This window comes from Leisingera sp. ABM4_060 (assembly GCF_056158765.1).
Genome location: NZ_JBSWTX010000001.1, coordinates 2,245,970 through 2,269,088 on the forward strand (window position 1 = coordinate 2,245,970; position 23,119 = coordinate 2,269,088).

Sequence of the window (23,119 nt, forward strand, 5' to 3'; positions counted from 1 at the left end):
TTAACCCTCCTTCCGGGTCAAAAGGATGGTGCCGTCGCCCTGCATCACCGCTTCAAAGAGCGCTGTGACAACGGTGGAGGTTTCGCGTTCCACAATCACTGCCGGGCCGGTCACACGGGTGCCTGGGTTAAGCGTGCTGCGGTCAACAATGCGGCTGTCCAGCATCCCGTTCGAAGAAGGATCGAACACCGCCCGGGTGCTGCCGGTGTTCGCGGTTTTTCCGCCAGACAACAGGTCTTGCGGGGCTGGTGCAGGACGCTCGTCGCTGGCTTTCATCGACCAGGTCACGATCTCAATCTCCAACCCGTCCAACCCATCAATTGCACGGCCAAAGAAACGGGCATAATTTTCGCGGAACCGCTCGCGGATCAGAGTCACGTCATCGCCGGTCAGCGCCCGGTTCGGGATCGCCACCGGGATTTCCCAGCCCTGCCCCTGGTAACGCATGAAGGCGATCACCTCGCGCTTGATGGCCCCATCGGTGCCCGCGCGGACAAAACCCTCGGCGGTCTCGCACAGCTCTGCCAGCATGACGTTCACTGCGTCCACATCGAATTCCGAAAGGCGTACCAGGCGCGAGGCCAGCGCCTCATAGCCAAACGGCGCCTTGAGGAAGCCGATGGCGGAGCCCACGCCGGCCCCCGGCGGAATCAGGCATTGGTCCACGCCCAGCTTTTCGCACAGCCGTGCGGCATGCAGCGGCGCCGCACCGCCAAAGGCGATCATCACGTTGTCCGAAATGTTCTTGCCGTTCTCCACCGCATGCACGCGGGCGGCGTTGGCCATGTTCTCGTCCACCACCTCGCAGATGCCAAAGGCGGCTTCTAGCGGCTCAAGCGACAGTTTATCGCCAACATCCCTGGCAATCGCAGTGGCAGAGGCATCCTTGGAAAGTTGGATCGCACCGCCGGCAAAATTGTCCGGGTCGATCTTGCCCAGCATCACGTCGGCATCGGTAATTGCCGGCCGTTCACCGCCGCGCTGGTAACAGGCGGGCCCGGGTTCCGACGCCGCACTTTCCGGCCCCGTCTGAATGCGGCCCATGGCATCGACCCAAGCGATAGAGCCGCCGCCTGCCCCGATCTCGATCATCTCGATCACCGGGATCGAAATCGGCATGCCGGAACCCTTGCAGAACCGGTAGGTGCGGGCGACCTCGAAGGTGCGGGCGGTCTGCGGCTCGTAATCCTCGATCAGGCAGATCTTGGCGGTGGTGCCGCCCATGTCGTAGCTGACAACCTTTTCCAGCCCGAACCGCGCTGCCACATCGGCGGCAAAGATCGCACCACCAGCAGGGCCGCTCTCCACCAGCCGCACCGGGAATTCGATGGCGGTCTCCACCGAGATCAGCCCGCCGCCGGAGTGGATCATGAAGACCGGGCAACCGGCGCCCTGCTCTTTCAAGCGGGATTGCAGCCGGGTCAGGTAATCCTCCATCTGCGGACGGACATAGGCGTTGGCGCAGACGGTATTGAAGCGCTCAAACTCGCGCATCTGCGGGCTGACCTCGGCTGAAATCGAGATCGGCAGGCCGGGCAGTTTCGCCGCCAGGATTTCGCGGGCGCGCTCTTCATGCTCCGGGTTCTGGTAAGAATGGATAAAGCCGATAGCCACTGCCCCGAACCCCCCTGCGCGGATTTCCTCAGCCAGTTCTTTCAGCCGGGCCTCGTCCAGCGCTTGCAATTCGTTGCCTTGGGCGTCGATCCGGCCTCTGACAGGGAAACGGTCCTGGCGCGGGATCAAGGGTGCCGGCAGCTTCAGGTTCAGATCATACTGCTCGAACCGGTTCTCGGTCCGCATCTCGATCACGTCCCGGAAACCTTCGGTGGTGACCAGTGCCGTCTTGGCGCCGCGCCGTTCGATCAGCGCGTTGGTGGCCAGAGTGGTGCCGTGGATGATGATATCCAGATCGGCAAACCCGATACCTGCCTTTTCGGTGACAATGGTGATACCGTCCAGAATGGCCTGCTCGGGCGCGGTGTAGTTAGTCAGCACTTTGGTCGAGAAAATCTCGCCGCGCATATCCAGCGCGATGTCTGTGAAGGTGCCGCCGATATCAGCACCAAGGCGGATGTCCTGCTGGCTCATGCTTGCTCTCCCTTGGCGGCGGCGCGCATCTGGCTGAGGGTCTGGCGCGGTGTCAGTGCCTCGGGCGAGATCACCAGTTCCAGCACCGCACCGGTCTCCGACGCCATCGCGCGCTCGAAAGCAGCGGCAAAATCTCCGGTCCTTTCCACCAGTTCGGCGTGATAGCCATAGGATTTGGCCAGCATCACAAAATCGGGGTTCTCCAGCGAGGTGCCGGAGACGCGTTCGGGATAGGTCTTTTCCTGATGCATGCGGATGGTGCCGTAGACGCCGTTGTTCAGGATCAGCACGATCGGCTGCGCGCCTGCCTGCATGGCGGTGCCCAGTTCCTGGCAGTTCATCTGGAAGTCACCGTCACCGGCAAAGCAGACGACGGTGCGCTCCGGGCAGGCGGCCTTGGCGGCGATGGCCGCAGGCAGACCGTACCCCATGGCGCCCGACTGCGGTGCCAGCAGGCGCTGGCCGGGGCCAAATTTGAAGAACTTGTTGGGCCAGACAGTGAAATTGCCGGCGCCATTGGTCAGCACCGCGTTGTCCGGCAGGCGTTCGCGCAGGTATTCCGTGACCTTGCCCATATCCACCGGGCTGGGCAGGTCCGGCAGGTCAAACGCCGCCTCGTAATCGGCCCGCGCCTTGGCCCGCCAATCAGCCCAGGGGCCGGAAACGCTTTGCCCTGCCAGGGCGGCGGTAAAGGCGTTGGGGCCTGCGTGAATGGCCAGATCAGGCTGATAGACCTTGCCCAGCTCGCGGTCGGAGGCATGGACGTGGATCAGTTTTTGCACCGGGACCGGCACCTTCAGCAGGGTGAAGCCATCCGTCGTCATCTCGCCAAAGCGCACATTGATGGCCAGGATCACATCGGCGTCTTTTATCAGCGCCTTGGTGGCGGCTGTCATGCCTACACCGGCGTCGCCTGCATAGGTGGCGCTGTGGTTGTCATAGAGATCCTGATAGCGGAACGCTGCCAGCACTGGGATGTCCGAGGCTTCGGCAAAGCCTTGCAGCGCTTGGCTGCCTTCGGCAGTCCAGCCGCCGCCGCCCATCAGGATCAGCGGCCGCTCCGCAGCAGCCAGCGCATCGAGAACCGCCCCCGCCGCGTCAGGCGCAGGGGCGGCCTCAAACACGGATACCGGGCCGGTGAGAGCAGGCACGGCCGTGGTATCGGTCAGCATGTCCTCTGGCAGCGCCACAACCACCGGGCCCGGGCGGCCCGAGACGGCAGTGGTCCAGGCGCGCATCAGGATTTCGGGAATGCGGTTTGCATCGTCGATCTCGGCGGCCCATTTGGCAACGGTGCCGAAGGCCGCGCGGTAATCGATCTCCTGAAACGCCTCGCGGCCCTTCATGTCTGTGCCGACCTGGCCCACGAACAGGATCATCGGCGCGCTGTCCTGCATCGCCGTATGCACCCCGATCGAGGCATTGGTGGCACCCGGCCCGCGGGTGACAAAACAGATGCCGGGGGAGCCGGTCAGCTTGCCATAGGCGGCGGCCATGAAAGAGGCGCCGCCCTCGTTGCGGCACAGGGTGAAATCCAGTTGCCCGCGGGTGTCGTGCAGCGCGTCCAGCACCGCCAGGTAGCTCTCGCCCGGGACGCCGAAGCTTTGGGTCGCGCCCAAAGCCTTGAGGCACTCTACCAGCAGCTGGCCGCCGTTTCTCTGTTGCATGTTCGGACCTGTCGCAATGTCGGTTTCTTGATTGAGGCTAGCCGCCCGGGGCGCATGTGTCGGTGCAGAAAATCTTGCCAAGGCCAAGAAATTCTGCACCTCTGGCTAGATCACGCCATAGTAGGGTTTGCGTGCAAGGGTTTCGTGCACGTAGTTGATCATGGTGATGAAATCGAAGACCGGCAGGCCGGTAGCCGCCTGCACCGCATGGGCATATGGCGGCAGGTCCGAGCATTCGAGCAGGATCGCGCCCAGATCGTCATGCTCTGCCTGCAGCTGCTGCGCCACCTCGACCACGCCCTTGCGGATGCCATCGTCATCCAGCTCGCCGATATTGGCGATGATGCCCTGCATGAAGGCTTCCTTGCTCTCCATGCCCCCAATGGCAAGCGGGATGTCTTCGGAGATGCCGGTGCCGGAGAAATGCGCAGGTTTAAGGCAGGTGCTGTCCGCAGTAATGATACCCACCCGCTTGCCGGTGATCTGATGCACAAAGGGCACCTGCAGCAGCGAGGAGGCAAAGACCGGGATGTCCACTGCTGCCGCGATCTCTTTCTGGAACAGCGCCATGAAGCCGCAAGCGCCGGTGATTGCCTTCACACCCTCGTCCTGCAGCTTGCGGGCGGCCGCAATGAAAGGCTCGATCAGTGTCGGGTCGGCCTGATAGAGCAGCCGGTCGGCGGTGGCGCCCTCGACCACCGCATAGCGGACCGGGAAGTCATAGGTGGTGGCGTTGGCGACATTGCCCGGCAGGAAGGGGTAGTAGCAGTCGAGCACCAGGATACCGATGGTCTCACCTGACCAGCTCTGGCTTTTCAGCCGTGATTTGTAGATCATCTGCTGCCCCTTACGCGTAGATATAGCCGCCGGAGACGATGATGTTCTCGCCGGTCATGTAAGTGTTTTTCGGGCCGCCCGCCATCATCACCCATTCCGCCATCTCGCGCGGCTCGCCACCGCGGCCCAGCGGGCTGGCGGCGGCCAGTTCGCCGAGGAACCCGGCCTCGCGCGCCTTTTCCGTGGCCATGCCCGCCGGTGCCACCGAGTTCACCAGGATGTTATCCGGCGCGACCTCATGCGCGAAGCTCTTGGTCAGGCTGACCACTGCTGCCTTGGTGGCGGCGTAATGGGCGTTCTGCGGGTGCGCCTTGAAGGCGTCGACCGAGGTGATGTTGACGATCCGCCCCTTGACCACGCCGTCAGTTTCCTGTGCGCGGAACTGCTTGATGGCGGCAACGCACATGTGGAAGGTGCCCTTGATGTTGACCGCGTTAGAGGCGTCCCAGTCGGCGTCGGTGATCTCAAGCATCGGTTTGCGCGGATAGATCGCGGCGGAGTTGATCACGGTGTCGACCTGGCCCAGGCCTTCAGAAACTTGCGCAAATGCGGCGTGGGCCGCGTCCGAAGTGCGGATATCGCAGGCCGCAAAGGCCGTTTTCAGCCCCGCGGCCTTGGCGGGAGCCAGCGCCGCTTCGGCAGCTTCTGCATCGATGTCGATGATGCCAAGGCTGGCTGCCCCGCCCTCTACCGCCATTTCCGCCAGCAGCAGGCCCAGCCCGGCGCCGCCGCCGACGATCACAACAGACAATCCGTCCATTTCAGTCTTCCTTTTTGGCAAAGCCCCCGCCGCCGACAAACTGGGCGGTAGGCAGAATATCAAAGCGGGTCACGTCGACATGCGCAGGCATCTGCAGCACTGACAGCAGCATCGCGGCCACGTCCCCGGGCTGTACCGCGTCAAAGGCCTGATACATGTCCCCGCGTGCCTGATCGCTCAGCACATCGCGGTAGAGCGCGGTTTCGACCCGGCCCGCGACGATCTCTGTCACCCGCACGCCTGATCCGGACAGATCGCAGCGCAGCGCGGCGGCAAAGCTGGAGATCGCCGCCTTGGAGGCGCCATAGACCGCCATGTTGGGAAACGGCGCCTGGCCGGCGGTGGAGCCGGTAAAGAACAAATGCCCGCGCTTGCGTGCCATCATCCCCGGCAGCACCAGCCGGGTGACGGCGATGGCGGCGCTCAGATTCACTTCCAGCGTCGCGTCGATGTCGGACTGCGCCATATCGGCGAACCCCACGACCGGGGGGATGATGCCCGCATTGTTGACCAGCACATCAATCTCTTCGCCGTCCAGCGCCGTGGCCAGCGCCTCGCGGTCGGTCAGATCCAGCGCCAAGGGGCGCACGCCTGCGGTGCTTTGCATCTTTTCCAGCGTGGCGGCACTGCGGCCAAGGGCGATGACCTCATGCCCGGCTTCGGCCAGAGCGAAGGTAATCGCCTTGCCAATGCCGCTGGTGGCGCCGGTGACGAGGGCAAGGGGCTTCTGTGTCATGCTTTCACAACCTTCAAAAGGCGGCCCTCGACCAGGCTGACCGCGCGGGTCAGCGGGAAGCCGATGGCGAAATAGATCAGCGCAATCGCGGTCAGGATCTCGATGGGCCGGGCGACGTTATTGGCGATATTCTGGCCGACATACATCAGGTCCGCCATGCCCACCGCCGACACCAACGCGCTTTCCTTGAACAGCGACACCACGTTGGACAGCAGGTTCGGGATTGCCCGCAGCACTGCTTGCGGCAGGATGACAAACACCGTCTGCACGCCCTGCGGCAGACCCAGCGCCGTGCAGGCGTCGAACTGGCTGGCCTCAATGGATTTCAGCGCCGCCCGAAAGCTCTCCGACGTTATCGCCCCGCTGTACAGCGACAAGGCAATCACCGCCGAGGTGAACCCGCTCATCTCGACACCCAGGAACAAGGGCAGGCAGAAGAAGATCCAGAACAGCTGCACCAGCACCGGGGTGCCGCGGAAGAACTCCACATACAGGGTCGTCAGCCAGTAGATCCCTTTGTTGGCAGATGTGCGCCCCATGCTGAGGACAAAGCCCCAGACCAGCCCCAGCACCACGGCAATGCCGACAAATTGCAGAGTGGTCAGCAGACCGCGCCAAAGGACGCCGGAGTATTCCCAAAGGAAGGAGAAATCAAAGTCCATAGCAGCCTCCTCAGTTCGCCAGCAGGCGCTTGGTGCGCCGCTCGATCAGGGTGACAGCCTGCGACACCGGGAAGGACACCGCGAAATAGATCAGCGCCACGGTGGTCAGCGTTTCAATCGGGCGGAAGGTCTGGGTCGAGATGTAGCGGCCCTGGTACATCAGATCCTCGACCGAGATCAGCGCCACCAGTGCCGACTGCTGGAAGATGCCAATGCCATTGGTGATCAAGACCGGCAGCGCCAGGATCAGCGCCTGCGGCAGGATCACATGGATGATGCGCTGCAGCACATTCAGCCCCAGCGCGGTGCTGGCGTCAGTATGGGCATGCGGGATAGCCTGGATAGCAGCCCGGTAGGCCTCGGCGTTGAAGGCCGCGAGGTTCAGTCCAAGCGCCAGGATGCCCATGAACTCGGCACTCCACCAGACGTTGAACAGGATCGGAATGCAGAAGAAGAACCAGACCAGCTGGATCAGCGCGGGCGTACAGCGAAAGAACTCGATATAGGCGGTCAGCGGCCAGACGATGGCCCTGACCTTGGACAGCATGCCGATGGCGACGATAAAGCCCAGCACCAGGCCAATCGCATTGGCCCAGAGCGTCAGTTCCAGCGTCAGCCACAGGCCCTCGATTAGCTGCGGGAGGCCCTTTTTGACGTAGAACCAGTCGAATTCGTAACTCATCCCCTCAGCCCTCGATATGCAGCACGTTGCGCAGGAAATCCCTGGTGCGCTCCTCTTGGGGGTTGCCGAACAGGTCATCGGGCGCGGCGGCCTCAATCACCTTGCCGCGCTCCTGGAACACCACTTTGGTGGCGATGCTGCGGGCAAAATGCATGTCGTGGGTGACGATCATCATCGGCATGCCGGCCTCGGCCAGCTCCATCATGGTGTTCTCCACCTCGACCACCAGTTCCGGGTCCAGTGCCGAAGTCACCTCATCAAACAGCATCAGCTTGGGGTCCAGCATCAAGGCGCGGGCGATGGCGACGCGCTGCTTTTGGCCGCCGGACAGCTGGCTGGGATAAAAATTTGCACGGTCCGCCAGGCCGAAACGCTCCAGCAGGCCCATTGCCTTGTCGCGCGCTTCAGACTTCTTCACCCCGCGCGACCGCACCGGTGCCAGGCACAAGTTGCCGAGCACTGACAGATGCGGGAACAGGGTATAGTGCTGGAACACCATCCCGACGTCCTTCTGCACCCGCTTGTCCAGCGTCATCCGGCCGTCGCCGGCGCCCTGGATATAGGCATCGCCGCCTAGGCGGATGGTGCCGCCCGCGATGTCCTCCAGCCCCATCATGCAGCGCAACAGGGTAGATTTGCCGCAGCCCGAAGGGCCGATCAGCACCAGCCGGTCGGCGTTTTCCATATCCAGATCAAAGCCTTCAAAGATCGAAAGCGATCCATAGCGTTTGACCAGCCCGTCAATCTCCACAAAGGCCATCGGGCCCTCCCCTGTTCGTCCCGGCTTGTGAATGCCGCCCCGGAATCAGCCGGGGCGGCACATAAAGCCGGGGTTACTCTGCGGTCATGGCCTCGACCGCAGCGTCATAAAGGCGCTGCACATTGCCGGTTGCGACCTGCTCCTCCAGGTAGATGTCGAGCACTTGCACGTCCTCCAGCGGCACCGATTTGCGCAGGCCAAAGGCGATGCCCTGCTTGGCAATGGCCGGCTGCGGCAGCACCTGCGCGGCCCAGTCCGGGTTCTGCAGGATGGTAATACGATGGATGTCGCTGTCGGTGGCAAAGACATCCGCGCGCTTGGAGATGATCGCCAGGCGGCCCTCATTGGCGCCGTCCAGGCGGATGATCTTGGCGTGTTGCACCTGCGGGGTGATCGACAGGTCGCCCGCGGCGCCCTGCATCACCGCGATGGTGATGCCTTCCTTGTCGAAATCCGCCAGAGAGGTCATGTCCGCGCTGATCTTGGGGTTGCGGGTGTCGTACAGAAGGCCGATCTCATAGCTCCAGATCGGCATTGAGTAATTCACCGCCAGCGCCCGCTGCGGCTTGCGGTTCAGCGCTGAGGAAATGTCCCATTTGCCCGCCTGCAGGCCCGCAACCATGTTGCCCCAAGTGGTCTCGACCACCTCGACCTCAACGTCGATGGAGCTGGCAAAACCGTTCATCACGTCCAGAAAGTAACCCGACCAGTCGCCGGTCTTGGGGTCGCGCACCAAAAGCGGCGGCGCTTCGGCCACGCCCACGCGCAGGGTGCCGCGTTCCTGCACGTCGGCCCACAGGTTTTCCTTGTCCTGCGCGCCCGCCGGCTGCACCAGCCCGGCAACGGCCAGCGCCGCGGCGGCGGCAAAAGTCTTCATATTGGTCATAAAGGACATGTTGTTTCCTCCCTTGGGGTCCCCTCGCCGGGCTGGCAGCGCCCCTGCCCCGGCCTGGCAAAACTCTGGCCGCAGATACGCCTGCCGAAACAGCAAGAAATCCCGCGCTTTGGTAAGTTATTCTTGCGGGTCCCGGGGAGCGGTCAGCACGCCGGGATTGAGCTGCCCCTGCGGGTCCACCGCCTGTTTCAAACGCTGCATCAGCTCGCGCTCCTCAGGGCTTCGCAATTGATCCGCATGGGAAATTTTCGAACGCCCCAGCCCGTGTTCCGCCGCAAAACTGCCGCCTGCGGCTTCGGCTTCCTGGTAGATCCGTTGCGAAAGCGCAGCTTTGGCGCCGCCAAAATCCTGCACCCCTTCCGGCGGGCTCAGGTTATAGTGGATGTTGCCGTCGCCCAGATGCCCGAAAGGGTTGATCCGCACCCCCGGCAGAATCGCGTCCAACCGCGGCGCCATGCGGGATATGAAATCCCCCAGCCCGGCCACTGGCACCGCGATGTCATGCTTGATTTGCGCGCCCTCCAGCCGCTGGCCTTCTGGCATCTCCTCGCGCAGACGCCACATCGCTGCGCGCTGCGCGTCATTCGCAGCCACTGCCCCATCCAGGATCAGCCCGGCTTCGAACGCCTCCCCCAGCGCAGTTTCCAGCATCGCTCCCAGATCAACAACACGCGCCGCCGTGGAAAGCTCCACCAGAACATAGGCTCCGCCGCGGATGTCCAGAGGATACTCCTCCCCTGAAACATGGCGCAGTGCCAGCTCCAGCCCGGTCTCGCTGAAGAACTCCAACGCCGACACGAACTCACCCAGCTCCTGACGCAGCTGCGCCCCCAGTTGGACGAGGGTTTCGAAGTCCGCCACAGCCAGCAGCGCGGTTGCCCGCGACACCGGCGCCGGGAACAGTCGAAGTGCGGCGCGGGTGACCACGCCCAGCGTGCCCTCGGAGCCGCAGAAAAGGCGGCGCAGCTGATAGCCGGCGTTGTCCTTGATCAGCGGCCGCAGCCCATTCCAGATCCGGCCATCGGGCAGCACAACTTCCAGCCCAAGCACCAGATCCTGCATCATACCATAACGCAGCGCATGGCTGCCGCCGGCATTGGTGGCAATCAGCCCGCCGACTTGCGCGCTGCCTTCGGCACCTAGATGCATCGGGAAGACCAGATCAGCTTCTGCCACCGCCGCATGCACCGAGGCCAGCACCGCGCCCGCCTCCACCGTGACGGCAAAGGCCAAGGGGTCTACAGGGCCGATCCGGTTCATCCGCGTGAGCGACAGGATGATATGCCCCGCCGCGCCCGGCACCGCCCCGGCACAGAGGCTGGTATTGCCCCCCTGCGGCGTCACCGGCACACTCGCGGCGTGAGCCAGCCGCATCACGGCTGCCACCTGCCAGGTGTTCTCAGGCCGCGCAACGCCCAGGGGTGTATGCGACTGCATCTTCAGCCAGTCTGTCTGCCAGCCTTGCAGATCCTCTGTCAACCAGCCCTTAGGCCCCAGCAGCGCTGCGAGTTCGTCCGTGAGCGCCATGGCCTAGCCCGCAAACGTATAGGCGGTTTTGACCGACGTGTAGAACTCAGCCGCGTAACACCCCTGCTCACGCGATCCCACGGAGGAACCTTTGCGCCCGCCAAAGGGCACATGGTAATCCACACCAGCGGTTGGCAGGTTCACCATCACCATGCCCGCCGCCGAACGCCGCTTGAACTCCCGCGCGTGGCGCAGTGACGTGGTGCAGATACCGGAGCTGAGACCGAAGTCCGTATCATTGGCCAGCGCGACCGCATGATCGAAATCCTGCGCCTTGATCACACTGGCGCAGGGGCCAAAGATCTCCTCCCGGCTGATCCGCATGTCATTAGAGGCGTTGAGAAACAGCGCCGGAGCCTGGAAGAAACCCGCCCGGTCCAGCTGCTCACCGCCAATCACTTCTGCGCCTTCCCGGCGGGCCAGGTCGACGTAACCCAGGTTACCGCGCAGTTGGTTTTCCGAAGCCACCGGCCCGATCTGCGTTTCCGCTTCCAGCGGGTCGCCCAGGACCAGCTCGCCCATCGCCTGCTGCATCCGCTCAACAAAGACATCGTGAATGCCCTCTTCGACAATCAGCCGCGACGCGGCAGTGCACCGCTGCCCGGTCGAAAAGAACGCCCCGTTGATGCAGGCCCGCACCGCCACGTCCAGATCGGCATCCGCCATCACCACCATCGGGTTCTTGCCGCCCATCTCCATCTGCAGTTTCTTGCGGCTGCGTGCGCAGCCTTCGGCAATACGCTGACCAACGCTTTCGGAGCCGGTAAAGGATATTGCCGCCACATCCGGATGCTCCACCAGCGCTGATCCAATCACGGCTCCCGGCCCCATCACCAGGTTGAACACGCCCGGCGGGCAGCCTGCTTCCACCAGGATTTCCGCCAACAGATGGGCCGAAGCCGGTGCCAGCTCTGCCGGCTTCATCACCACCGTATTGCCAAAGGCCAGCGCTGGCGCCGCTTTCCAGGCGGGAATGGCAATCGGAAAATTCCAGGGCGTGATCAGGCCAACCACCCCCAGCGGTTCCCGCCGCACCTCGACGTCCACCCCGGGCCGGATCGAGTCGATAGCATCGCCCGTCAGCCGCAGCGACTCGCCGGCATAGAATTTGAACAGCTGGCCCGCGCGCGTGGCCTCGCCCGTAGCTTCGCCTAGCGTCTTGCCCTCCTCCCGCGCCAGGATGCGTCCCAATTCGGCGCAACGGGACAGAATGATATTGCCTGCCCGGTCCAAGACATCCGCCCGGACCTGAGGAGAAGCGGCCGCCCATGCCGGGAACGCCTCTGCCGCGGCGGCCACAGCCTGACCCGCCGCCTCAGCATCGCCCCGGGCGAATTGCCCAACCACATCATCCGGATTGGCCGGGTTCAGGTTGTCCGAATACGTCCCGGAGCCGGTCCACTGACCCGCAATCAGGTTCTGCTTTGCCATGCCGTCCTCACTGATCTGTCTGCTGCAAGTATGGGCAAGTGCGAAGCGCGGGGCCTGCAAGAATTTCTGCGGAATACCAACAAATGCTTGATCCGCTGGAAGCCCGGCACAGCGGACAAAATTAGGACGCAGCCATACTGGCCGCGCCCTAATTCCAAAGACTTTTTCTGGGCCGGATTACCCGTCCTTGCCCAGCTCCTTCACTGCCGCCAGCATCTTGGCGATTTCTGCTTCGGTGTTGTAGTGGCAGAAGGAGATGCGGATGCAATCCGGCAGCCCCAGCGGGTCCAAAACATTGCCGGAATAGTGATCCGCCTTGCGGGTGTGGGTGCGGATGCCTTGAGCATTGAGGATCTCCACCACCTCTTCCGAGGCGGTACCGTCGACCACGATCGACACCAGGCCTTCGCGCGCCGGGTTGTCAGCACCGGCCAAGATGGTGACATGCGCCATGTCGCGCAGTCCCGGCAGGTTGCCAGTGCCGTTGATGGCGGCATTGGTCAGATGGGTCTCATAGGCGTGGATGGCGCGGCCGGCGGCCTCGATCCTACCACGGCGGCTGGTCTCGGAAGACACCTCGCCGCCAAGCCATTCGAAGTAGCCGACCACATCCGACAGGGTGGCGTAAGAGCCGGTGTCGCGGGTGCCGAACTCCCAGCCATTGGCCGGGGCGCCGATCAGCATGTCGTGCGGCAGCGCCGTCAGGCGGTCCGAGATCCAGCCAATGCCGTAGCCGTGGCGCGAAAACACCTTGTAGGGCGACACCGCATAGCCATCGACATCATAAGCCGCCAAATCCAGCTGCCCGTGGGCGGCGTGCTGGATGCCGTCGACGATGATCAGGCAGTCCGGCGCCACCGCGCGGATCGCCTTGGAAATCGCCGCCACATCCATACCCATGCCGGTCACCGGCGAGGCATGCAGGATAGTCGCCACCGCCACATCCGGCGTCATCAGCGCCGTGTAATCTTCGGCGGTGACCAGGCCGGTTTCGTTATTGTGAGCGACGTTCACATAATCCAGTCCGGCAATTTCCGCCCAGCGGCGGGCGGCGCTGCGGGTGGCCGGGTGCTCGATCGAGGAGCCTATCACCTTGGCGCCTTTGGGGGCGTTCACACAGGCGGTGCGGATCATCCGGAACAGCAGTTCGGTGCCGCTTTCGCCGGCAAAAAACTGGCCCGAAGTGGCGTTCATGAAGACGGTCATGTCTTCCTTGGCCTTGTTGATCTTGCCTTGCGTGCCCTGGCCGGCCGGGTTGATGCGGCCCGGATTGTCGGGGATCGCAGCATAGAAGGCCGAGGTCTCCACTACTGATTTCAGCGTCAGCGCGCCGCCGGCGTTTTCAAAGAAGATACGCTCGCCCTGGAACGGGCAGCTGTCCACATGGGCAAAGCGGCTGCGGATGGCCTTGATGAGGGCGGGGTTGTCCTGGATCATGTTGTTGAAATCCTGTCAGAGGTCAGAGCGCGCGGCTCACGATAGTACGGCACAGCTCGGCCACCGCAAGATGGCTTTGCCGGGGGAAGCCGTCGACGCTGTCATCGACGATCCCATGGGTGGAGTTGATGAGGCCATTGGCCACCATGGTGTCCAAGAGCAGGGCCTCGCGTTCGGGGGGGTGCAGCAGCTTGGCATCGCCCGCGCGCACGGCCAAGGCCGCCGAAATCGCGGTGCAGCCCCAGTTGGAGCAGGCGGCGGTGACCAGCACATCACATGAGGTGACCGCACCGATGCCGCCGCCGCAGCCGCATTGGCAGGTATCGCCATAGGGCACATGCGCCTTCACATGGTCCGACACCTTGCCCATGCCGATCTCATTGCCGCCATCGCCGACCGCCACCACCGGGATGCCCCGGACCAAGGCTTCGTCGAACAGAATATCCACCCGCGCCCGGCCCATGCCGTAGTCGATGCCCTTCATCGAGTGGTAGACGCCGTATTCATTGCGCCCCACCCGCTCCGTCGAAAACAAGAGGTCGGGTTCCAGATCGTCCAGCATCTGGACGGCCTGCACCTGGCCTGCTTCGTCCTCGGTGGCATAAGGCAGCATGGCGATGGTGGCGAGGCTCTTGTCCGCGCGCGCAACCACTGCCTGCTCCAGCGAGACCGGGAACAGCCCCGCCGCCTGGCAGGTGTTGCGGATCGCGGGCAGCAGGGTTTCCTCGCACAGCATCACACAGGTGGCATTGCGCGCCAGCACCAGTGCCCGGGCAATCGCCGCCGCGCCGGAGGGTCCGTCATTCTCGCCCAGCTCCGGAGTGATCCAGGCCCGCGACACCGAGCCGGTGGTCAGCACCACGGTGCCGCCTTCGGGCACCGCCATCAGCGCATCGGCGGCAGCGCCCACAAGGGAACCGCCTTCCAGCGCGCGGGCTGCTTCGAACAGGTGTTCAACGCCGCGCTCGCCCATGTCGATATTCACCAGCTGGTCCAGCCGGTTGTCGAGCCGGGTGATCAGATCTTGGTTTGCCATTCACGTCTTCCCATCTTGATTGGCTCGGAGGGTTGCGCCGTCCCGCGGAATGGCGCAGATGCGCCGTCCGTTTTGCCGGAGGCAAACCTTCGGTTTGACGGGGGCGGAACGGCGCAGCCCGGCCTGCAGCCGGGTGTTGGCTATCCTCAAAACCTGCACTTACCCCTCCCCGAACAGCAGGTCTGCAAACCAATCCGCATCGTCCAGATGCGCCGCAACCTCCTTCAGCGCCGCAACCAGGCATTCTGCCACCGCCGCAGCCCCGCCTGCCCGCGCCACAGCGCCAGAGGTCGGCTTCAGCCGGATCGAGACCCGCCCGCCGGGCTGGCCATGGGTGTTGACGGTGACAATACCCTTCGCGCCCAGCATCAGCATGCCCGCGGCGGCGGTGACCTCGGCAGGCACCCGCGCGGCAGAGGGCTTGCCCGCCATCTCCAGCACGATCTCCATCGCGTCTTCTTCGCCGATCTTCGGCCCCAGCGCCGAGCGGCTCACCCGCTCTGTGCCCAATGCCGTTTCCAGCGCCGCAGCCAGGTCCTGGCCGTCCTGCGCTTCCTGGATCAGCAGGTCCGGAGTAAACCCCTGCAGGCTGCGCATGGCGCCCACAGCCACCGGCGCCCGCGCCTCCATCCCCAGTTCGCTGGCCTTGGCCTGCACCGGCACCAGTGCTGCCGGGTCGCCGCAAAGAACCCCGGCGCGCGGCCCCGAAAGCCCCGCTTTGTCGGCATTGGTGATCACCAGATCGGCCCCGAACGAAAGCGACGCGCCGCCGCCATGCAGGACTGGCCGGAACCTGGCGCCATAGGCATCATCCATGAACACCACGCAGCCCGCCGTCTTGCCTGCCGCCGCAGCCGCGCGGATCAGGTCGTCAGGCAGCATCGCCAGCTCGGAGGTGACCGGCGTGATCACCATCAGCGATGGCGCCTCCGCCGCCAGCGCCTGTTCGACACCCGCAAGATCATGAACTTCCTTCACCGCCACATTGGCCAGCCTGGCGCCGCGCGTCACCGAGGCATGGCTGCGGTCGCCTTCAGGCACCAGCGACAGCACCGGCTTGCCGCCTGCATGGGCCAGAACAGTGGCGACGATGCCCGCACTGGTGCGGTTCACCACCGCGGCCGCCTCACTGCCGCTGCCGCCCATATGGTCAATCGCCGCCTGCCGCAGCTCCTCGCCGTAAAGGCCGGGCCCGACCCATTCCTCGCAGAGTTCCGGGAGATCTGCGGGCGTGGCGGGATAGAACCGCAGGTTGCCGGTGCAGATGGCGATCTTTTCGATCCCTTCGCGTTCAACAAAACCCGCCGCGACCCGGCCCGCCTGGGCCAGCCTGCGCACTTCATCAGCCGAGCCTGCCAGCAGAGACCCCCGGGCATAGCCCACGCCCGGGTCGATTACATTGCCGAACCGGTCAACGCTCATGCATCCGCCTCGATGTTGATGGTGACGCACTTGCGGTAAGTATAGGCCTCCAGCGCGCCCTCGATCGAGTATTCGCTGCCCATGCCCGACTGTTTGGTGCCGCCATAGGACATGCCGGGGATCTGGCCGCCGCCCTGGTTCACCTGGATCCAGCCCGCATCGATGGCACGCGTCAGGCGGGTGATCCGGCTGACATCATGGGTAAAGAGGAAGGCCGCCAGCCCGTAGTGGGTGTCGTTGGCCATTTCGATCGCTTCCGCCTCGGTCTCAAACGGGATCGCCACCATGACCGGGCCGAACACCTCTTCGCGGGCGATCCGCCAGCTGTTGTCCACGCCGGTGATAATGGTCGGGTTGGGGCAGAAGCCTTCCGGATCCTCCGCTGGGGTTTCGCCGATCAGGAATTCGGCTCCATGCTCCTCGGCCTCCGCCACAAAGCCGCGGATCTCGCCGTAGCGCTCTGCGTTCACAACCGCGCCCATATCCACATCCGGGTCCAGCGCATCGCCCACTTTCAAGGCCGCGGATTTCTCCGCAACCTTGGGCATCAGCATGTCCCAAATGTCCTTGTGCACAAACAGGCGGGAGCCTGCGGTGCAGCTCTGCCCCTGGCGGGCAAAGCGCATGGCATTGGCGACCTGCTGCGCGGTGGTTTCCAAGCGGCCGTTCTCGATGGCATCGGGGAATACAATCGTGGGGGACTTGCCGCCCAGCTCCAGCGTCAGCTTGGCGATGCGGTCGGCAGTGGCCTTGCCGATCAGCTTGCCCACTTCCGACGAGCCGGTGAAAGAAACCTTGTCGATGCCGGGATGGCTGGCCAGCGCGGCGCCGGCCTCTTCGCCCAACCCTGTCACCACGTTGAACACACCCGGCGGGAACAGCCCGTCCGCCAGCTCGGCCAGCTTCAGGATCGCCAGCGGCGCATCCTCGGCGGGTTTCAGCACCAGGCAGTTGCCGGTGGCGAGCGCCATGGAGATTTTCACCGCGCCGAGCTGAAGCGGCGAGTTCCAGGGGATGATCGCGCCCACAACCCCATGCGGCTCACGGGTGGAATAGCTCAGCAGGCCCGGCCCCAGCGGCAGGGTCTCGCCCTTCTGCTCCACCGCCACGCCGCCGTAGTATTTCAACACGCCCGCCGCGCCCATCGCCTCGCCGCGCGACTGGGTCTTGATCGCATTGCCGCTCTCGGCCGCCAGCACCCGGGCCACCTCCTCGGCATTCTCCTCCAGCCGGCGGCCGAGTTCCGCGAGCAGCTTGCCGCGTTCGGCAGCCGCCAGGGAGCGCCAGGCCGGCAGAGCGGCACGGGCGGCACGGGCAGCCAAATCAACCTCGCGTGCCGTGCCGCGTCCGACCTCGCAGATAGCCGCGCGGCGGGAGGGGTTCTCGACCGCCAGCGTTTCACCGCTTTCAGGCCAGTGCCAGGCGCCGTTGATATAGCTCCCGGCCAGCCCCGCCCCGGGCAGCTTTGGTTGCAGCAGTTCCGCCATTTCCGCCTCCCTCACATCTTCGCCTTGACCACGGCCCAGGCGTCATCCAGCGCGCCCTTGAACCGCTCGGTGGCAATGTCGATTTCATCCTCATTGATGATCAGCGGCGGCATGAAGCTCATCCGGTCGCCGATCGCCCGCAGGTACAACCCGCGGTCATGGGCAAAGTTCTGCACCAATTCGCCCACCTTCCAGGATGGGTCGAACGGCTCCCGCGCACTCGCATCCTTCATCAGCTCAAAGCCGCAGAACAACCCGACGCCGCGGACCTCCGCGACCAGGGGATGATCCGCCATCGCATGGCAGCGGCTGAGGAACCGGTCGCTCACCTTACGCACATGGCCGACCAGATCGATCTCGTCATAGATGTCCAGCGCTTCCAAGCTGACGGCAGCGCCGACCGGATGGCCCGCGTAGGTGTAGCCATGGCCGAAGACACCGACCTCATCCGAGTTCTTCATCATATCGGCATACATATCATCCTTGAACATCAGCGCCGAGACCGGGAAGAAGGCCGCCGACAGCGCCTTGGCGCAGGTCACCATGTCGGGCTTCATGCCCCAGGTTTCCGAGCCCCACATATTGCCGGTGCGCCCGAAGCCGCAGACCACTTCGTCGGCCAGCAGCTTGATGTCGTACTTGCGCAGCACCGCCTGCATCTGCTCCCAGTAGCCCTCCGGCGGCATCAGCGCGCCGCCGCCCGAGATCGCAGGCTCGGCAAAAAACGCCGCAATCGTCTCCGGGCCCTCCGACAGGATCAGCTCCTCGAACCTGGCCGCCATCCGCGCCGAGAACTCTTCTTCGCTCTCGCCGTCGATGTGGAAGCGGTAGTAGTTCGGCAGCTCGGTGTGTTTGAACTCCGGCAGCGGCAGGCCGAACTTCGCGTGCATGTGCGGCTGGCCCGACAAGGACACCGTCGCCACGGTGTTTCCGTGATAGCCGCGCACCCGGCCGATGATCTTGCGCCGCTGCGGCTCGCCGCGCGCGGTGTTGGTGTACCACAACAGCTTGATCGCGGTGTCGTTGGCTTCCGAGCCCGAGCACTGGAACATCGCCCGGGTCATGCCGTTCGGCGCCATCGCCGTCAGCCGTTCGCCCAGCTCTGCCACCTTGGGGTGCGAGCGGTTGTAGAAGGTCGGCGCAAATGGCAGCGTGTTCATCTGCCGCATCGCCGCATTGGCCAGGCGTTCGTTGTGATAGCCCAGCGACACGCAGCCCAGACCCGAAAACCCGTCGATAATCTCGCGGCCCTCGCTGTCATAAATGAATACACCCTTGCCGTGGGTGATCATGGTGGGCCCGTTCTCTGCATGCTGGCGCAGGTTCGACTGCGGGTGCACGTGGTGGGCTTTGTCCTGCTCGATTGAGCGGTTCGCATCGGCGTTCATATTTGCCTCCAAAAGACGTCTTCGCCGCGATTTCACAAGCATCTTGACTGAACATCAATCTCGAAGTTTTCTCTGTTTCGTGAAAACAATTCAGGCAAAGACAGGGAAGCCTCTACGCAAAACGAAAGGCGCCAGAACGCTGCCTGGCGCCTGAATATCACATCCATAGGCTCTCACCTCTTGTCTGCTGCGTCCCTGAGCAATGCAGCGAGGCGGAAGAAACCATGCGCCATCTTGGTATAGGGCGTCAGCAGGAAGAAGGTCAGTACCGCACCCAGATGCAACGGCAGCAGAACCGCAACTGAGCCCGTCCCCGTGGCGGCGTAGAGCAGCAAGCCGCTGAGGGACACGAAGCCCAAAAGCAGGATAAACCCCATTTCCCCGGACTGCATCTGCTTGGCCCCCAAGTCCGGATCAGCCTTCAGCTTGAGCCGGGCCAGTTCGATGCACCCCAGAAAAAGCAGAATACCGCCCGGGACCCCCAGCAGCTTGGGCAGGCTGAACAGCCCATAGGGCGCAGGCCAGTTGAACACATAATGCATGACGGTGCCTGAAGCCGTCGCGCCAAAGCACATCAGAAAACCCAACATCACCGCCTGATGGGCCAAACGGCGGGCGTTGGAGAAACGGTCCTCATCCTCGAAGTTGCAGCCTTGCCCCTGGCCGCCAGACAGGTCTTTCATCCGCGCTGCTCGGCCCAAGGCGTGGCGGATATGGGAGAGGCGGATTTGCCCGCCCCCCACATTGCGCCAATAACCGCGCAGGGAGGCAAACAGCGCCAAGAGCGGCAGCACAAACGCCGGCAAAAAGATTGAGACCATCAGCCCGTGGCTCATCACTGCGTAAAAGCCCTCTCCGCTTTCGGAGCGTAATGCCTGCGCCGCCCAGAACATCGCTGCAAACCCCAGCACCAGTGCAAAGGCCAGCGCGGTGCCGCTGCGCTGGAACAGACGGGCCAAGGGGCCGGGCCAGGCAAAACGCTCCCAGCTGTCGGTGCGCACTTCGGCCAGGATGCCTGGCAAATTCAGATCGAACTCATGCGGCTCGGTGTATTGGCAGGCGTAATAGCAGCCGCGGCAGTTGTGGCAGAGGTTGGCGAATTGGGTGATATCGGCGTCAGCAAAGCTGCGCTGACGCATGATCGCCGGGAAGACCGAACAGTAACCCTCGCAATAGCGGCAAGCATTGCAGATCTCGATCTGGCGGCGGGCTTCGTCGATACGGGTGGACGGCTTGCTATCCATTTGGCTTTGATCAAACATTTTGAGCGGCCTCCCGGCCCGCGATACGGCCAAACACGGTGCCGATGGTCATGCCGAAGCCGGCCAGATAACCCTGGCCCAGGATCGACCCGGCCATGGTCTCGCCCGCAGCCCAGAGGTTTTCCACCGGACCATCCGAACCTTGCACCTGGGCGGTCTCGTCCACCTTGAATCCAAGATAGGTAAAGGTCACACCGGGGCGCAGCGAGTAGCCGTAGAACGGCGGTTCGGTGATCGGACGGGCCCAGTTGGTCTTGGGCGGGGTCAGGCCCTCGGTCGCCAGACTGTCCAGCTCAGTCGGGTGGAAGGTGCCGGGGCGGCAGGCGGCGTTGAAGGCCTCGATGGTTTCAGTGAGCTTCTGCGGATCCAGCCCCAGCTTGCCCGCCAGCTCCGGGATCGTTTCCGCGGTGACCGGCGGGAACACCGAGGGCATGAACAGGTCCTTGGATTTCGCATCAATGATCGAATAGGCCACCTGCTCGGGTTCAGCGGCCACCAGCCGTCCCCAGATCGCATAGCGCTTGGGCCAGACGTCCTCGCCCTCGTTGTAAAACCGTTTGCTGTCCCGGTTCACCACCACCGAAAACGGCACGCAGTCGAGCCGGGTGACAATGCCGCCGTCGAATTTCGGTGCGCGGCCGTCGATGGCCACCGCGTGGCACTGGGTTGGGTCGCCAATGGACTGCACCCCCTGCCCCAGCAGATCAAACAGCACGTCGCCACGGTTGTAAGGCGTGCCGCGGATCAGGAAGTTCTCCGCCTCCGGTCCCCAGGCCTCAACCAGCCGCTCGATATTGCCCTGGAAACCACCGGAAGCCACCACCACCGCAGGCGGGCTGAGGCTGTGGAGTGCGCCGCCATGGGTGAAGTCGATCCTTGTGATCCGTTTGCCGTCCAGTTCGATATGGGTGACTGGCGCCTCATAGAGCACCTCAACCCCCAAAGCCTCCGCGGTGCGGTAATAGGCGTTGACCAGCGCCTTGCCGCCGCCAAGGAAGAAAGCGTTGGTGCGGCTCAGCGACAATGTGCCCGACAGCGAGGGTTGGAACCGCACCCCGTGCGCCTCCATCCAGGGCTGGCTTTCCTGGCTGCCGCGGATCGCCATGCGGGCCAGGTGCTCGTCGGTCTTCCCCTTCGTCACCAGAAGCAGGTCATTGTAATACTCGTCTTCGCCGTAGGTGCCGGTCAGCACCGACAAGGGACCGTCATGCATGCAGCGGAAGTTGCGGGTGTGGCGGGAATTGCCGCCGCGGTAGGGCTTGGGCGCGGCCTCCAGCATCAGAACGCGCTTGCCGGCCTCCGCCGCGGTGATCGCAGCGCAAAGGGCGGCATTGCCGCCGCCCACCACAACGATATCGGGATTGCTCATCATCTGGATTACTTTGGCGCCTTGAACAGGTCCTTGCGAAGGGTCATCAGCGCGCCGGGGTCGATTTTACCCTGGATGATGGTGGTTTCCCCGCTGGCAAGAGCTGCCTTCAGCGCCGGCCCCATTTCACCGGGGCCATCAACCCAGATGCCCTTGCCGCCGCAGAGTTCCGCAAACTTGTCATAGCGCGGCGAGGTGATCTCAGCCCCCAGCAGGCGGCCACCGTAGAACTCCTGCTGATAGGCCTTCTCGGCGCCCCAAGCCTCGTTGTCCAAGACCACGATCACCACCGGCAGCTTATGCTGAATGGCGGTCTGGATCTCGATCATGGTGTAGCCGACAGCGCCGTCGCCCATAATTGCCACCACCGGGCGCTCCCGCGCTGCGGCCTTGGCGCCGATGGCAGCGGCCAGGCCAAAGCCGACCAGGCCGAAATCCAAAGGCGTAATCAGGCTGAGGGGCTCATAATGCGCCAGCCGGTCGGCGGCCTGCAGGCAAGTGTTGCCGGTGTCCAGGGTGACGATAGCGTTTTCCGGAAGTGCCGCGCGGATTTCGCCCAGCGCCCGGCGCGGGTGCATCGGCAGGGTGGCGATCTGCGCTTCCTCCGCGCGTTCCGCAGCAAGGCTCTCCATGTCTGCCTTGAAGCTCGCGCGCCACGCATCCGCCGCCGGTTTCGACGCCGCCGTGGACAGCGCCTCGGCCGTCAGCCTTGCATCGGCCTGCACGGCAATCTCGGCCGGGAAGTAGCGGCCCACGGCGGAGCCGTCGATGTCCACATGGGCGATGAGGGTATCGGCCCCAACATAGTCGTTGCTGTGGAACGTCGAATTGAAGCCCAGCCGCGCGCCCAGCACCACCATCACGTCCGCTTCCTTGGTCAGACGGCTGGCCACCCGGTTGCCGCGCGGGCCGGCCTGGCCTGCAAACCACGGATGCCCATGGCGCATCACGTCGGCATGGCCTGTCGAGGCTACCACCGGCACCTCGAGCGTTTCGGCCAGAGTGGTGAGCGCCTCACGCCCCCTGCCCCATTTGAAACCGCCGCCCGCAAAGATCACCGGGCGCTGTGCGTTCGACAGCAGGGTTGCGATGGCGCTGATGTCTTCCGGCGCCGCAGGTCCCGGGCGGGCGATGTTCACTGGCTTGGGGTCGATGGCGGGCACTTCGTCGGCGAACAGGTCGCGCGGCACGTGCAGCACCACCGGCCCGCGGCGGCCCGAGTTTGCCAGCCGGATCGCGTCCTCCAGCATCGGTGCCAGGCGCGCGGGATCGGTGACCATGACCGAGCGTTTCGAGATCGGTGCAAACAGGGCCACCTGGTCAACTTCCTGAAAGGTGTCCTTGCACTGGTCGGCCCGGGTGATCGCGCCGGCAATCACCACCAGCGGCGAATAGGCCAGCTGCGCCTCGGCCACGGCGGTCACGATATTGACGACCCCGGGACCTGCCTGCGCCCCCAGCACCACGCCGGGCTTCCCCGTCATCCGCGCCCAGGCATCGGCCATATGGCCCGCCGCGCGCTCATCCCGGGCGCCGACATAGGCGATTTCGCCGCCCTCATACATCGCGTCGTAAAGTTCCAGCATCGAACCGCCCAAGAGGCCGAACACAGTGTCGATGCCATTGGCTTGCAGCACACGGTAGACGGCCTCGCCGCCGTTGATTGTGGTCAT

General features: G+C 64.1%; 19 protein-coding genes. All 19 read right to left on the minus strand.

Annotated features, from left to right (window positions below; translation table 11 throughout):
• Positions 1-2,088 carry a hydantoinase/oxoprolinase family protein gene (locus tag ACXAEH_RS10945; RefSeq protein ID WP_475032722.1) on the minus strand — a complete coding sequence of 696 codons (2,088 nt, stop codon included), beginning with the start codon at positions 2,086-2,088 and terminating at the stop codon, positions 1-3.
• Positions 2,085-3,755 carry a thiamine pyrophosphate-binding protein gene (locus ACXAEH_RS10950; RefSeq protein WP_475032724.1) on the minus strand — a complete coding sequence of 557 codons (1,671 nt, stop codon included), beginning with the start codon at positions 3,753-3,755 and terminating at the stop codon, positions 2,085-2,087. Before ACXAEH_RS10950 ends, ACXAEH_RS10945 begins: the two co-directional genes overlap by 4 nt.
• Before the next feature lie 105 nt (positions 3,756-3,860).
• Entirely contained in the window at positions 3,861-4,592 is a 732-nt protein-coding gene (locus tag ACXAEH_RS10955; RefSeq protein ID WP_475032726.1) for an aspartate/glutamate racemase family protein, read from the minus strand.
• Between the two features lie 10 nt (positions 4,593-4,602).
• Entirely contained in the window at positions 4,603-5,352 is a 750-nt protein-coding gene (locus ACXAEH_RS10960; RefSeq protein WP_475032728.1) for an SDR family NAD(P)-dependent oxidoreductase, read from the minus strand.
• A 1-nt stretch (position 5,353) separates the two neighbouring features.
• Positions 5,354-6,088 (minus strand): SDR family oxidoreductase, encoded by a 735-nt coding sequence (locus ACXAEH_RS10965; RefSeq protein WP_475032730.1) that lies wholly within the window; start codon positions 6,086-6,088, stop codon positions 5,354-5,356.
• Complete coding sequence (locus ACXAEH_RS10970; protein WP_475032732.1) at positions 6,085-6,750, minus strand: amino acid ABC transporter permease; 666 nt, start codon at positions 6,748-6,750, stop codon at positions 6,085-6,087. The genes ACXAEH_RS10965 and ACXAEH_RS10970 overlap by 4 nt, the downstream gene beginning before the upstream one ends.
• Positions 6,751-6,760: 10 nt before the next feature.
• A complete protein-coding gene (locus tag ACXAEH_RS10975; RefSeq protein WP_475032734.1) occupies positions 6,761-7,432 on the minus strand; it encodes an amino acid ABC transporter permease in 672 nt (223 codons plus the stop codon).
• Between the two features lie 4 nt (positions 7,433-7,436).
• Entirely contained in the window at positions 7,437-8,192 is a 756-nt protein-coding gene (locus ACXAEH_RS10980) for an amino acid ABC transporter ATP-binding protein (RefSeq protein WP_475032736.1), read from the minus strand.
• A gap of 73 nt (positions 8,193-8,265) precedes the next feature.
• Positions 8,266-9,087 carry a transporter substrate-binding domain-containing protein gene (locus ACXAEH_RS10985; RefSeq protein WP_475032738.1) on the minus strand — a complete coding sequence of 274 codons (822 nt, stop codon included), beginning with the start codon at positions 9,085-9,087 and terminating at the stop codon, positions 8,266-8,268.
• 117 nt (positions 9,088-9,204) lie between these two features.
• Positions 9,205-10,614: an FAD-binding oxidoreductase gene (locus ACXAEH_RS10990; protein WP_475032740.1), complete on the minus strand. Its 1,410-nt coding sequence runs from the start codon at positions 10,612-10,614 to the stop codon at positions 9,205-9,207.
• A 3-nt stretch (positions 10,615-10,617) separates the two neighbouring features.
• Positions 10,618-12,045, minus strand: coding sequence for an aldehyde dehydrogenase family protein (locus tag ACXAEH_RS10995; RefSeq protein WP_475032742.1), 1,428 nt, complete (start codon positions 12,043-12,045; stop codon positions 10,618-10,620).
• A gap of 177 nt (positions 12,046-12,222) precedes the next feature.
• Positions 12,223-13,482 (minus strand): aminotransferase class V-fold PLP-dependent enzyme, encoded by a 1,260-nt coding sequence (locus ACXAEH_RS11000; RefSeq protein ID WP_475032744.1) that lies wholly within the window; start codon positions 13,480-13,482, stop codon positions 12,223-12,225.
• Between the two features lie 22 nt (positions 13,483-13,504).
• A complete protein-coding gene (locus tag ACXAEH_RS11005) occupies positions 13,505-14,518 on the minus strand; it encodes a glutamate cyclase domain-containing protein (RefSeq protein WP_475032746.1) in 1,014 nt (337 codons plus the stop codon).
• 159 nt (positions 14,519-14,677) lie between these two features.
• On the minus strand, positions 14,678-15,940 hold the full coding sequence (locus ACXAEH_RS11010; RefSeq protein ID WP_475032748.1) for a PLP-dependent aminotransferase family protein: 1,263 nt from the start codon (positions 15,938-15,940) through the stop codon (positions 14,678-14,680).
• Positions 15,937-17,427 carry an aldehyde dehydrogenase family protein gene (locus ACXAEH_RS11015; RefSeq protein WP_475032750.1) on the minus strand — a complete coding sequence of 497 codons (1,491 nt, stop codon included), beginning with the start codon at positions 17,425-17,427 and terminating at the stop codon, positions 15,937-15,939. The genes ACXAEH_RS11010 and ACXAEH_RS11015 overlap by 4 nt, the downstream gene beginning before the upstream one ends.
• 11 nt (positions 17,428-17,438) lie before the next feature.
• Complete coding sequence (locus ACXAEH_RS11020; RefSeq protein WP_475032752.1) at positions 17,439-18,815, minus strand: aminotransferase; 1,377 nt, start codon at positions 18,813-18,815, stop codon at positions 17,439-17,441.
• Positions 18,816-18,988: 173 nt separating this feature from the next.
• Positions 18,989-20,077, minus strand: coding sequence for a tricarballylate utilization 4Fe-4S protein TcuB (gene tcuB / locus ACXAEH_RS11025; protein ID WP_475032753.1), 1,089 nt, complete (start codon positions 20,075-20,077; stop codon positions 18,989-18,991).
• A complete protein-coding gene (tcuA, locus tag ACXAEH_RS11030; RefSeq protein WP_475032755.1) occupies positions 20,070-21,446 on the minus strand; it encodes an FAD-dependent tricarballylate dehydrogenase TcuA in 1,377 nt (458 codons plus the stop codon). The genes tcuB and tcuA overlap by 8 nt, the downstream gene beginning before the upstream one ends.
• Before the next feature lie 8 nt (positions 21,447-21,454).
• On the minus strand, positions 21,455-23,119 hold the full coding sequence (locus tag ACXAEH_RS11035) for a thiamine pyrophosphate-binding protein (protein WP_475032757.1): 1,665 nt from the start codon (positions 23,117-23,119) through the stop codon (positions 21,455-21,457).

Excerpts from the sequence above, each read along its gene's own strand:
- ACXAEH_RS10950 (WP_475032724.1), bottom strand. The coding sequence starts at position 3,755 with ATGCAACAGAGAAACGGCGGCCAGCTGCTGGTAGAGTGCCTCAAGGCT.
- ACXAEH_RS11005 (WP_475032746.1), bottom strand. The coding sequence starts at position 14,518 with ATGGCAAACCAAGATCTGATCACCCGGCTCGACAACCGGCTGGACCAG.
- ACXAEH_RS11010 (WP_475032748.1), bottom strand. The coding sequence starts at position 15,940 with ATGAGCGTTGACCGGTTCGGCAATGTAATCGACCCGGGCGTGGGCTAT.
- ACXAEH_RS10985 (WP_475032738.1), bottom strand. The coding sequence starts at position 9,087 with ATGTCCTTTATGACCAATATGAAGACTTTTGCCGCCGCCGCGGCGCTG.
- ACXAEH_RS10945 (WP_475032722.1), bottom strand. The coding sequence starts at position 2,088 with ATGAGCCAGCAGGACATCCGCCTTGGTGCTGATATCGGCGGCACCTTC.
- ACXAEH_RS10965 (WP_475032730.1), bottom strand. The coding sequence starts at position 6,088 with ATGACACAGAAGCCCCTTGCCCTCGTCACCGGCGCCACCAGCGGCATT.
- ACXAEH_RS10980 (WP_475032736.1), bottom strand. The coding sequence starts at position 8,192 with ATGGCCTTTGTGGAGATTGACGGGCTGGTCAAACGCTATGGATCGCTT.
- ACXAEH_RS10960 (WP_475032728.1), bottom strand. The coding sequence starts at position 5,352 with ATGGACGGATTGTCTGTTGTGATCGTCGGCGGCGGCGCCGGGCTGGGC.
- ACXAEH_RS10955 (WP_475032726.1), bottom strand. The coding sequence starts at position 4,592 with ATGATCTACAAATCACGGCTGAAAAGCCAGAGCTGGTCAGGTGAGACC.
- ACXAEH_RS11035 (WP_475032757.1), bottom strand. The coding sequence starts at position 23,119 with ATGACCACAATCAACGGCGGCGAGGCCGTCTACCGTGTGCTGCAAGCC.
- ACXAEH_RS10970 (WP_475032732.1), bottom strand. The coding sequence starts at position 6,750 with ATGGACTTTGATTTCTCCTTCCTTTGGGAATACTCCGGCGTCCTTTGG.
- ACXAEH_RS10990 (WP_475032740.1), bottom strand. The coding sequence starts at position 10,614 with ATGGCGCTCACGGACGAACTCGCAGCGCTGCTGGGGCCTAAGGGCTGG.
- ACXAEH_RS11000 (WP_475032744.1), bottom strand. The coding sequence starts at position 13,482 with ATGATCCAGGACAACCCCGCCCTCATCAAGGCCATCCGCAGCCGCTTT.
- ACXAEH_RS11015 (WP_475032750.1), bottom strand. The coding sequence starts at position 17,427 with ATGGCGGAACTGCTGCAACCAAAGCTGCCCGGGGCGGGGCTGGCCGGG.
- tcuB (WP_475032753.1), bottom strand. The coding sequence starts at position 20,077 with ATGTTTGATCAAAGCCAAATGGATAGCAAGCCGTCCACCCGTATCGAC.
- ACXAEH_RS10995 (WP_475032742.1), bottom strand. The coding sequence starts at position 12,045 with ATGGCAAAGCAGAACCTGATTGCGGGTCAGTGGACCGGCTCCGGGACG.
- ACXAEH_RS10975 (WP_475032734.1), bottom strand. The coding sequence starts at position 7,432 with ATGAGTTACGAATTCGACTGGTTCTACGTCAAAAAGGGCCTCCCGCAG.
- ACXAEH_RS11020 (WP_475032752.1), bottom strand. The coding sequence starts at position 18,815 with ATGAACGCCGATGCGAACCGCTCAATCGAGCAGGACAAAGCCCACCAC.
- tcuA (WP_475032755.1), bottom strand. The coding sequence starts at position 21,446 with ATGAGCAATCCCGATATCGTTGTGGTGGGCGGCGGCAATGCCGCCCTT.